8 protein-coding genes are annotated in these 11,897 nt (G+C 21.0%); 5 read left to right on the top strand and 3 right to left on the bottom strand.

What is annotated here, in order from left to right:
• Window positions 1-17: 17 nt before the first annotated feature.
• The 3 genes from murG to GJU00_RS00705 are packed head-to-tail and all read left to right on the top strand — an operon-like array spanning window position 18 to window position 3,538.
• Window positions 18-1,076, top strand: coding sequence for an undecaprenyldiphospho-muramoylpentapeptide beta-N-acetylglucosaminyltransferase (gene murG / locus GJU00_RS00695; RefSeq protein ID WP_168893405.1), 1,059 nt, complete (start codon window positions 18-20; stop codon window positions 1,074-1,076).
• Window positions 1,077-1,112: 36 nt separating this feature from the next.
• A complete protein-coding gene (gene murC, locus GJU00_RS00700; RefSeq protein ID WP_168893406.1) occupies window positions 1,113-2,570 on the top strand; it encodes a UDP-N-acetylmuramate--L-alanine ligase in 1,458 nt (485 codons plus the stop codon).
• A 44-nt stretch (window positions 2,571-2,614) separates the two neighbouring features.
• Window positions 2,615-3,538 (top strand): D-alanine--D-alanine ligase, encoded by a 924-nt coding sequence (locus tag GJU00_RS00705; RefSeq protein ID WP_168893407.1) that lies wholly within the window; start codon window positions 2,615-2,617, stop codon window positions 3,536-3,538.
• Between the two features lie 6 nt (window positions 3,539-3,544).
• Here the strand turns inward: GJU00_RS00705 and GJU00_RS00710 are convergent, their stop codons facing one another.
• A complete protein-coding gene (locus GJU00_RS00710) occupies window positions 3,545-4,009 on the bottom strand; it encodes a DUF721 domain-containing protein (RefSeq protein ID WP_168893408.1) in 465 nt (154 codons plus the stop codon).
• Between the two features lie 114 nt (window positions 4,010-4,123).
• Between GJU00_RS00710 and secA the strand changes: the two genes are divergently transcribed.
• Complete coding sequence (gene secA, locus GJU00_RS00715; RefSeq protein ID WP_168893409.1) at window positions 4,124-6,871, top strand: preprotein translocase subunit SecA; 2,748 nt, start codon at window positions 4,124-4,126, stop codon at window positions 6,869-6,871.
• 55 nt (window positions 6,872-6,926) lie between these two features.
• Here the strand turns inward: secA and dnaJ are convergent, their stop codons facing one another.
• Together dnaJ and dnaK are read right to left on the bottom strand one after the other, a co-directional pair.
• Complete coding sequence (gene dnaJ / locus GJU00_RS00720; protein ID WP_168893410.1) at window positions 6,927-8,030, bottom strand: molecular chaperone DnaJ; 1,104 nt, start codon at window positions 8,028-8,030, stop codon at window positions 6,927-6,929.
• A 121-nt stretch (window positions 8,031-8,151) separates the two neighbouring features.
• Window positions 8,152-10,062 carry a molecular chaperone DnaK gene (dnaK, locus tag GJU00_RS00725; RefSeq protein ID WP_168893411.1) on the bottom strand — a complete coding sequence of 637 codons (1,911 nt, stop codon included), beginning with the start codon at window positions 10,060-10,062 and terminating at the stop codon, window positions 8,152-8,154.
• Between the two features lie 311 nt (window positions 10,063-10,373).
• Here dnaK and GJU00_RS00730 point away from each other — a divergent pair, with 311 nt between their 5' ends.
• The gene (locus GJU00_RS00730) at window positions 10,374-11,864 is read left to right on the top strand and encodes a leucyl aminopeptidase (protein ID WP_168893412.1); all 1,491 of its coding nucleotides are present in this window, start codon (window positions 10,374-10,376) and stop codon (window positions 11,862-11,864) included.
• The last annotated feature ends 33 nt before the right edge of the window (window positions 11,865-11,897 follow it).

Below are 11,897 nucleotides of genomic sequence, written 5' to 3' on the forward strand. Positions count from 1 at the left end.
AATTTTTTTTTTAAAAAATGAAAAAAAATAAAAAAATTCTTATAGTAGCTGGTGGAACAGGAGGACATATTTATCCAGCCTTAAATATAGCATATAAATTTATAAAAGAGGGATGGCAAGTTCGTTGGTTAGGAACTTCATCTAGAATGGAATCTAAAATTATTCCCAAAAAAAATATATATATTTATTTAATAAAATTTTTTAGATTTAAAAATAAAAATATTTTTTCTATAATTATTACTATAATAAAATTATTAATATCAACTTATAAATCAATTACAATTTATAAAAGATATAAACCAAATTTAGTTTTAACAATGGGAAGTTATATTTCTGGACCAAGTGGTTTAGCTGCATGGTTATGTAATATACCCTTAATAATACATGAACAAAATAGTATTCCTGGTATAACAAATAAAATTTTATCTACAATAGCAACAGTAAAAATGCAAGCTTATCCTAATACATTAAATAATGCAATATTAGTAGGAAATCCTATAAGTAAAAAAATTATTAAATTATCTTTATATAAAAGATCTATTTTAAAAATTCATAAACCAATTCATGTTTTAATTACAGGAGGAAGTCAAGGAGCAAATATAATAAATAAAATAGGTATAGAATTAGCTAAAATTTTAAAAAATAAAATATCTATTTTACATCAGGTTGGCAAAGGAAATTTAAAAAAAATATTTTATGAATATAAAAAAAATATTATTGATAATTTAATTTTAAAAGAATATATAAAAAATATAGATAAAGCATATAAATGGGCTGATATTATTATATGTAGATCAGGAGCAATGACTGTAAGTGAAATTACAGCAATAGGTTTACCTGCTATTTTTATACCTTTTCAACATGAAGATAAACAACAATATTTTAATGCAATGAATTTAAAGAAAATAGGAGCTGCTAAAATTTATGAACAAAATAATTTAAATATTAATAAAATTGCTAATACTATATTATCTTTAAATACAAAAAAAATTGTATATATGGGAAGTAAATCTTATAAATTATCTATAATAAACTCTACAGAATTAATTTATCAAGAATTAAATAAAATAAAATAAAATTAATTAATTTATACATAAGATGAAATTTAAAATATGCTTAATCAAAAATTTTTTAATAAAATACCTAAAATGAAAAATATTAATTATATATATTTTATTGGTATTGGTGGTTCTGGGATGGGGGGAATTGCAACAATTTTAGCAAAACAAGGATATAAAATTAGTGGTTCAGATTTATTTTCTAATTTTATTACAAAAAAATTAAATTTATTAAATATAAAAATACATTTTAAACATGATGCTAAAAATATTACAAATAATATAGATCTTATTATAGTATCTGCTGCTATTAAGAATAATAATCCAGAATTAATTGCTGCAAAAAAATTAAATATTATTATACTTAATAGAGCACAAATATTAGCAGAATTAATGAGATTTTTTTATGGGATAACAATTACAGGAACACATGGTAAAACAACAACTACAGCTTTAATTTATAAAATATTTAAATTAGCTAAATTAAGTCCAACTTTTGTTAATGGGGGTATTTTAAAATTTTCTGAAGAATATGCTTATTTAGGTTCAGGTAAGTATTTTATTACAGAAGCAGATGAAAGCGACAAATCTTTTTTATATTTAAATCCTATTATAAATATTATTACAAATATTGAAAAAGAACATTTAAATTCTTATAATAATGATATTGAAATTTTAAAAAAAAATTTTTTACGATTTTTAAAAAAAATACCATTTTATGGATGTATAATTATTTGTATAGATAATTTTCATAATTATGATTTAATAAAAAAAAATAAAAATATTTTAAAAAAAAACATTATTACATATGGATTTAATAAAAATGCTGATATTCAATTATATAATTATCAACAAAATGGTTATAAATGTAAATTTTCTTTATTAGAAAAAACAAAAAATTTATCTGTAGAAATAAATTTAAATATTCCTGGATATCATAATGCTTTAAATGCAACAGCTGCATTTGCAATATCATCTTATATTGGTTTAGATTATACTGTAATTATAGAATCTTTAAAAAATTTTGAAGGAGTTAAAAGAAGATTTGATATTTTAGGAATTTTATTCCCTTATAAAAAAATAAAATATAAAAAAAATATAATTGTTCTTGATGATTATGGACATCATCCAACTGAAATAAATATGACTATTAAAACAGCACGACAAATATGGCCAAATAAAAAATTAGTAATGGTTTTTCAACCTCATCGTTATTCTAGAATTAAAAATTTATTAACTGAATTTGTAAAAATATTATCTAAAGTTGATAAATTATTTATTTTAGAAGTTTATTCTGCAGGAGAAATTCCAATTAAAAATGCTAATAGTAAATATTTAACTAAAAAAATAAAAAAATTAGGTATTATTACTCCTATTTTTATTAAATCAAAAAATTATTATGATATTATCAATAATATATATTTAAAATTAAAAGGTAATACAGTATTAATTTTCCAAGGAGCTGGAGATATAAATAATATCTCATCATTATTAATGAATAATAAATTCTAAAATTTACAAAAATAAATAATTATAATAACTTTAAATTAAAAAATATGTCTAAAAAAATAGCTGTTTTGTTTGGAGGTAATTCTCCAGAAAGAGAAATTTCTTTAAAATCTGGTAAAAAAATTTTAAATGCTTTATTAAAATTAGGAATTAATGCTATTGGTATAGATCCAATAAATTTTCCATTATTATATTTAAGTAAATATAAATTTAAAAAAATTTTTATAGCCTTACATGGGAAAGGAGGAGAGGATGGTACTATTCAAGGAATATTAGATTATCTTAATATTCCTTATACTGGAAGTAATTTATTATCTTCTGCAATTACTATGAATAAATTTCTTACAAAAATTATTTGGCATAAATATGGATTACCGGTCATTTATCCTCATTATCTATTAAATAAAAAAAATTTTATAAAATCAAAGTATTTAGAAATTGAAAAAAAAATTTTGAAATTAAATTTACCTGTATTTATAAAACCTAATTGTAATGGATCTAGTTTAGGTATTTCAAAAGTTAATCATTTAGATGATCTATTTAATGCAATAGAAAAATCATTTATATATAGTGACGAAATTTTAATTGAAAAATATATAAAAGGTGAAGAATACACAGTAGGAATTTTAGATACAAATATTTTACCTCCTATAAAGATAGAATGTCCTGATTCTTTTTATAATTATCAAGCTAAATATTATTTAAATACTACTAAATATTTTTGTCCAAGTGGATTAAATAAAAATAAAGAAAAAGAATTAAAAAATATAGTTTTAAAAGCATGGAATGTAGTAAAATGTAAAACATGGGGTAGAATTGATGTTATTTTAGATGAAAATCAAAGATTTCAATTATTAGAAATAAATACTATACCTGGTATGACCTCTAATAGTTTATATCCAATTGCAGCAAAAAAAATAGGATTATCTTTTTATGATTTAGTTCTAAAAATTTTAAATATAAATAAATAAAAAATTTTATTTAATAAAATTTTTTATTATATGTTTTAATTTTTTAGGGCTTTGTTCTGCAATATTTAATAATAAATCAGTACTATATTTACTTAATATTTTTTTTTTTAATTTATATTTATTAATATTATTAACAAATGTTTTTTTAAAAAAAACAGGATTAATTTTAATATCTATCTCTTTTAAAGATGGAATAATATGTTTTTTTAAATAGCATAAAAGATTTGATTTTTCAGATAAAAATCTAATCATGGAACCAGCATTATATGTTTCTATAATTAAAATATTATTTTTAAAATTTCTTACATTATACCATTTACGTAAATGTATAGGTAAATATTTTTTAAGAAAATTATTAATTTTTATTAAAATATCTGCATGTGTATATATTTTATATAATATGTCTTTAGAAGATGAATAATATTTTTTTTTAAAAATTTTATTAATTAATAGTAATTTATTATTACGCATTATTTAATCCTTTAATTTTTTATAAAAAATTATATATATTTTTTTTATTTTGTTAAGATAAATAATAATTAATATTTATAATTATACAAATATCTTTTTATTAAGAGTATTTATATGTTAAAAAAAATTTTTACTAAAATTTTTGGTAGTAATAATGACCATGTTTTACGACGTATTCAAAAAACAGTAAATATTATTAATGAGATGGAAATAGAATTTGAAAAATTAACTAATTTTGAATTACAAAATAAAACTTTTTTGCTAAAAGAAAAATTAAATAAGAATTATTCTTTAGAAAATATTTTACCGGAAGCTTTTGCAACGGTTAGAGAAGCTAGTAAAAGAATATTTGGTATGCGTCATTTTGACGTTCAATTAATGGGAGGTATTGTATTAAATAATAATTGTGTTGCCGAAATGAAAACTGGAGAAGGGAAAACTTTAACATCTACATTACCAGCTTACCTAAATGCTCTTACAGGTAAAGGAGTACATATTGTTACTGTTAATGATTATTTAGCTCAACGAGATGCTTTAAATAATAGAATATTATTTAAATTTTTAGGATTAACTGTAGGTATTAATATATCATCTATGTCATTAGAAGAAAAAAGAAATTCTTATAAAGCAGATATTACTTACGGAACTAATAATGAATATGGTTTTGATTTTTTAAAAGATAATATGGTTTTTGATTATATAAAAAAAGTACAACGTAGTTTACATTATGCTATTGTAGATGAAGTTGATTCAATATTAATTGATGAATCTCGTACTCCTTTAATTATTTCTGGACCTGCAGAAGATAGTTCAGAATTATATATAAAAATAAATAATATTATACCTAAATTAATTTATCAGTCTAAAGAAGATTCTACTTCTTATAAAGGAAAAGGACATTATTTTATAGATGAAAAATCTCGTCAAGCATATTTAACAGAAAGAGGTTTAATATATTTAGAAAAAATACTTATAGATGAAAAAATAATAAATAAAGGAGAATCTTTATATTCTAGTAAAAATATTATTATTTTACATCATATTATTTCTGCTTTAAGAGCACATAATCTTTTTAAAAGAAATGTAGATTATATTTTAAAAAATAATCAAATAATAATAGTAGATGAACATACTGGAAGATTAATGGAAGGTAGGAGATGGTCAGATGGATTACATCAAGCAATAGAAGCAAAAGAAAATGTAAAAATTAATAATGAAAATCAAACTTTAGCCTCTATTACATTTCAAAATTATTTTAGATTATATAAAAAATTATCAGGTATGACTGGAACTGCTAGTACAGAATCTTTTGAATTTAAAGAAATTTATAAATTAGACACAATAGTAATACCAACTAATAAACCTATGATTAGAAAAGATTTACCTGATTTGATTTATTTAACTAAAAAAGAAAAAATAAAAGCAATAATTAAAGATATAAAAAAAAAACACCTTAAAGGTCAACCTATTTTAGTTGGAACTGTTTCAATTAAAAAATCAGAATTAATTTCTCAAAAATTAAAAAAAATAGGCATAAAACATAATGTTTTAAATGCTAAATTTCATGCTAGAGAAGCAGAAATAATCTCAAAAGCAGGTATGAAATATGCAGTAACAATTGCGACTAATATGGCTGGTAGAGGAACTGATATTGTTTTAGGTGGTATTTTTATATTAGATAATAAATTTAGTTTAAATAAATTAAAAAATTTAAAATTACAATGGAAAATAAAACATGATGAAATTGTAAAATTAGGTGGTTTATATGTTATTGGAACCGAACGTCATGAAGCTAGAAGAATTGATAATCAATTAAGAGGACGTTCTGGAAGACAAGGAGATACAGGTATGTCAAGATTTTACTTATCAATGGAAGATTCTTTAATGCGTATTTTTGCGCCTAAGAATATGTTATTTTTAATGAAAAAATTAGGAATGAAACATAATGATTATATTGAACATCATTGGATAACAAAAGCTATATCTAAAGCACAAAAAAAAGTAGAAAATTATAATTTTGAAATACGTAAACAATTACTTGAATATGATGATGTGATAAATGATCAACGTTTATCAATATATTCACAAAGAAATAAATTATTAAAATCATTTAAAACTGATCAAATAATTAAAAGTTTTAGAATAGATGTATTTACAAAAGTAATAAATAAATATATAAAATCTGATAATTTTATTAAAGAAAAATGGAATTTAAAAGAACTAAAAATTTATTTTTTAAATATTTTAAATTTAAAATTACCAATAAAAAATTGGATAAATATATTTAAAGAAAAAAATAAAAAAACAATTAATAAAAATTATTTATTAAAAAAAATTATTAATTTTGCAGAAAAAGAATATTTAAAAAAAGTAAATAATTTAAAAATAAAAGATATAAAAATTTCTGAAAAAAATATTATTTTAAAAATTTTAGATAATTTATGGAAAGAACATCTTTCTTCAATAGAATATTTAAAACAAGGTATACATTTAAGAGGTTATGCACAGCAAGATCCTAAACAAGAATATAAAAAAGAATCTTTTTATATGTTTAATATAATGTTAAATAATTTAAAAAAAGAAGTTATTATTACTTTAAGTAAAACAGAAGATGAGATAATAAATGATTATTATAAAATTTCAAGTATTTTAGAAAATCCTGAAGTAATTAATAATAATATAAAAAATAATAATTTAACAATTGTAAAAAAAACAGCTAATGCTTATATAAATAAAGATAATAAATATTTAAATAACTTAAATAACATAAATTTTATAAAAAAAAAGATAGGTAGAAATGAAAAATGTCCTTGTTATTCAGGTAAAAAATATAAATTTTGTCATGGGTTAATAATTAGATAATTTTAATAATAGAGAGTATAAAAAATAAATTTATTTTTTATGCCCTCTATTATTATTAATTTGTGATATTATAAAAAAAATTTTTAATATTATTTAAAAATTTTCCTATTTTAGGATTATTTTTATAATTAAAACTTTTATTTAATTGATATAAAATATTTTTTTGTTCATTATTTAAATTAATTGGAGTTTCAACTATTATTTTACATAATAAATCACCAACATTATTATTTCTTCTAATAGATTTTACTCCCTTATTACGTATTCTAAGTATTTTACCAGTCTGAGTACCTTCTGGAATTTTTAATTTTACATAACCATTTAATGTAGGTATTTTTATATTTCCACCTAATATAGCTGTAATAAAATTAATAGGTAATTCACAATATAAATTATTACCATCTCTAATAAAAAGAGAATGTTTTTTAATTTTAATTTCTATATATAAATCTCCTGATTGAGCTCCATTATCTCCTAATTCTCCCTCTCCTTTTAATCTAATACGATCTCCATTATTAATTCCACTTGGAACTTTTATTGATAAAGTTTTATAAGTTTCTAATTTACCCTTACTTTTACAATAAAAACAAGGATTTTTAATGAAATTACCTTTTCCGTGACATCTTGGACATGTTTGTTGAACCGTAAAAAAACCTTGACTCATTTGTATTTGTCCATAACCATTACATGTATTACATTTTTGTAATGATCCTTTAGAACCTGTTCCATTACAGTAATTACAAATTTTTAAAATAGGAATATTTATTTTTTTATTTATCCCTTTTATTGCTTCTTCTAATGAAATTTCAATTAAATATTTTAAATCAGATCCTTTTCTAGATTGATTTTTAGTTCTTGAACTACCTCCAAATATATCTCCAAAAACATCTCCAAAAATATCACCAAAATCAGTTGTATTATTTATATTTTCTTGTTCAAAAGCAGAATGTCCATATTGATCATAAGCAGCTCTTTTTTTCGAATCACTTAAAATTTCATAAGCTTGTTTTACTTCTTTAAACTTATTTTCAGCATTTTTATTTCCAGAATTACGATCTGGATGAAATTTTATAGCTAAACGTTTATATGCTCTTTTAATTTCAAGATCTTCAGCATTTTTAGTAATACCTAAAATATCATAATAATCTTTTTTTGACATAATAAATTATTGTCCTAATCTTTATCTTTAATCCTATAATTTTATTAATATTTTTTATTTATAAAAGACAAATAATACTAATAATATAATTTAATAATTTATTTATAAGATTATTAAATAATTATTTTTTTTTATCTTTAACTTCTTCAAATTCAGCATCAACAACTTCGTTTTCTTGATTTTCTGTTTTTATATTATCTTTTTCTTTATTAGTATTGTCATTATTAGTTAAATTCATAATTTTACTAGATGCTTCAATTAATTTTTGAATTTTTGTTTGGATATCATTTTTATCTTCTTTTTTAAGTGATTTATTTAATTCATTAATTGAATTTTTTATTAATGTTTTGTCTTTTTCTTCAATTTGATTTTCTACTTCTTGTAATTTTTTTTCAGTATTATGTATAAGTTGATCACCTTCATTACGTATTTTTACTAATTCTTCAAAAAGACGATCAGATTCGGTATTAGCTTCAGCATCTCTTATCATTTTTTCTACTTCATCTTTATTTAAACCTGATGATGCTTGTATTGTAATTTTTTGTTCTTGACCACTTTTTTTATCTTTTGCTGAAACATGTAAGATACCATCTGCATCTATATCAAATGTTACTTCTATTTGAGGTATTCCTCGAGGAGCAGGACTAATACCATTTAAATTAAATTGTCCTAAAGATTTATTATCATTTGCTCTTTTACGTTCTCCTTGTAGAACATGTATTGTAACAGAAGATTGATTATTTTCAGCTGTTGAAAAAACTTGACTATGTTTGGTTGGAATAGTAGTATTTTTATTTATTAATGGAGTCATTATTCCTCCAATAGTTTCTATACCTAAAGATAAAGGAGTTACATCTAATAATAAAACATCTTTAACATCTCCTGCTAAAACACCACCTTGTACTGCGGCACCAATAGCTACTGCCTCATCAGGATTAACATCTTTTCTTGGTTCTTTACCAAAAAATGTTGCTACTTTACTTTGTACCATAGGCATACGAGTTTGTCCACCTACTAAAATAACATCATTAATATCTGAAGAGGATAAATTAGCATCTTTTAAAGCTATTTTTAAAGGTTTTATTGATTGATTGATTAAATCTTCTACTAAAGATTCTAATTTAGCTCTAGTTAATTTAATATTTAAATGTTTTGGTCCTGAAGCATTTGCAGTAATATATGGTAAATTAACATCTGTTTGTTGTGTTGAAGATAACTCTATTTTAGCTTTTTCTGCTGCTTCTTTTAATCTCTGCATAGCTAAAGGATCATTTTTTAAATCTATTCCTTGATCTTTCTTAAATTCTGTTACTAAATAATTAATAATACGACTATCAAAATCCTCTCCTCCTAAATGGGTATCACCATTAGTAGATAATACTTCAAAAGTTTTTTCACCATCTACATCATCTATTTCAATTATAGAAATATCAAAAGTTCCTCCACCTAAATCATATACAGCTATTATACGATTACCTTTACCTTTATCTAATCCATATGCTAATGCTGCTGCTGTAGGTTCATTAATAATCCTTTTTACTTCTAATCCAGCTATTTTACCAGAATCTTTAGTTGCTTGACGTTGGGCATCATTAAAATAAGCAGGTACTGTAATAACAGCTTCATTTATTTTAGTCCCTAAAAAATCTTCAGCTGTTTTTTTCATTTTTTTTAAAATTTCAGCTGAAATTTGAGGTGGTGCCATTTTTTTCCCTTTAATATCTATCCAGGCATCTCCATTATCAGATTTAATAATTTTATAAGGCATTATTTTTATATCACGTTGTACTTCTTTATCATTAAATTTACGACCAATTAATCTTTTAATAGCAAAAAGGGTATTTTGGGGATTTGTAACTGCTTGACGTTTTGCTGGTTGTCCTACTAAAATTTCACCATCTTGTGTATAAGCAATAACAGAAGGTGTAGTTCTATCGCCTTCAGCATTTTCTAAAACACGAGGTTTATTTCCATCAATAATTGCTACACAAGAATTTGTTGTACCTAAATCAATACCAATTATTTTACTCATATAAATTATTAACTCCTATAAATTAACTATTTTTTTTTAAAATATAAAATTTATTAAAAAAATTTTGATAATATGTTTTATATATATTATATAAATTATAGTTCCCTAATGAAGGGGAAATGGGGTCACATATTAATGCATCAAGGGGGTCATCTAAATTTTTTTTTTAATATTAAATTTTACTTATTTAAAATAAAAATTTTTTCTTAAAAATAATGTTATATATTAAATTATATATTTTTTTTAAAAATTAATAAAAATAATTATTTTTTATATAAATTAATTTTACTTATAACTATGGAAATTATAACATGCAATATACAGCAGAAAAAATAACTATTTCTAACAAAAGTTCATTTGATTGTATAGTAATACCTATATTTGAACAATATAAATTTTCTAAAATTTCAAAAAAAATAAATGATATATCTAAAAATTATATATTAAATATTTTAAAAAAAAATAATATACAAGGGAAAATTAATCAAAATATAATTTTATATAAAATTCCTAATTTTTTATGTAATAAAATTATTGTTATTGGTTGTGGTATTAAAGATAAATTAAACAGAGAAAAAAATAAATTAATTTTAAATAATATTATTAATCTTTTAAAACAATATTCTATTAAAGAAATTATATGGTGTCTTACAGATTTAAAAATAAATAATTATGAATTATATTGGAATATAAGAGATACAATTGATATTTTTGAAAAAAATATTTATTTATTTAATAAATTTAAAAAGAATAAATCAGTTTTTTCATCAAAAATAAAATTTATTATTCATGATAACAACAAAGATATTTATTTTTCTGCAATTAAACATGGTAAAGCTATTAATTTAGGTATAAAAAAAGCTAAAAATATAGCTAATTTACCGCCTAATATATGTACTCCTAAATACTTATCTATTAAAGCAGAAAAATTAAAAAAAAAATATAAAAATATTTCTATAAAAATTCTTGATGAAAAATGTATGCAAAAAATAGGTATGAATGCTTATTTAGCCGTCAGTAAAGGATCTAAAAATAAACCTTTTATCTCTATAATAAAATATTTTAATGATAAAAAATCACAACCTATAGTTTTATTAGGAAAAGGTATAACTTTTGATTCAGGAGGTATATCTTTAAAACCTAGTAAAAATATGGAAGAAATGAAATATGATATGTGTGGAGCTGCATCTGTGTATGGAACTATATATGCAATAGCAGAATTAAAATTACCTATAAATGTTATTGGTATTTTAGCTAGCGCTGAAAATATGCCTAGTTCTAATGCATATAGACCTAGTGATATTATTAAAACAATGTCTGGTTTTACTGTAGAAATTATAAATACTGATGCTGAAGGACGTTTAATTTTATGTGATATATTAACATATATTGAAAAATATACACCTAAATATGTAATTGATATTGCAACTTTAACAGGAGCATGTGTTATTGCATTAGGTAATAATATTAGTGGTTTAATGTCAAATAATAATATTTTATCTAAAAAAATTATAACAGCTTCATTAGAATCAGATGATCGTGTTTGGAAATTACCTATTAATGATAAAAAATATTTTGACAAATTAAAATCTAATATTGCTGATTTAGTAAATAGTAGTGATGGTATTGCTGGAGCAATAACTGCTGCATGTTTTTTATCTAAATTTACTAAAAAATATAAATGGGCTCATATAGATATAGCTGGAACAGCTTGGGATTATATTAATCAAAAAGCAATGGCTTCTGGAAGACCTATTAATATGTTATGTCAATTTTTAATTAATGAAATATACAATCATTAATAATTTTTTATAAATTTAATACAAATTTTATTA

Source organism: Enterobacteriaceae endosymbiont of Donacia simplex (genome assembly GCF_012568645.1).
GTDB lineage: Bacteria > Pseudomonadota > Gammaproteobacteria > Enterobacterales > Enterobacteriaceae.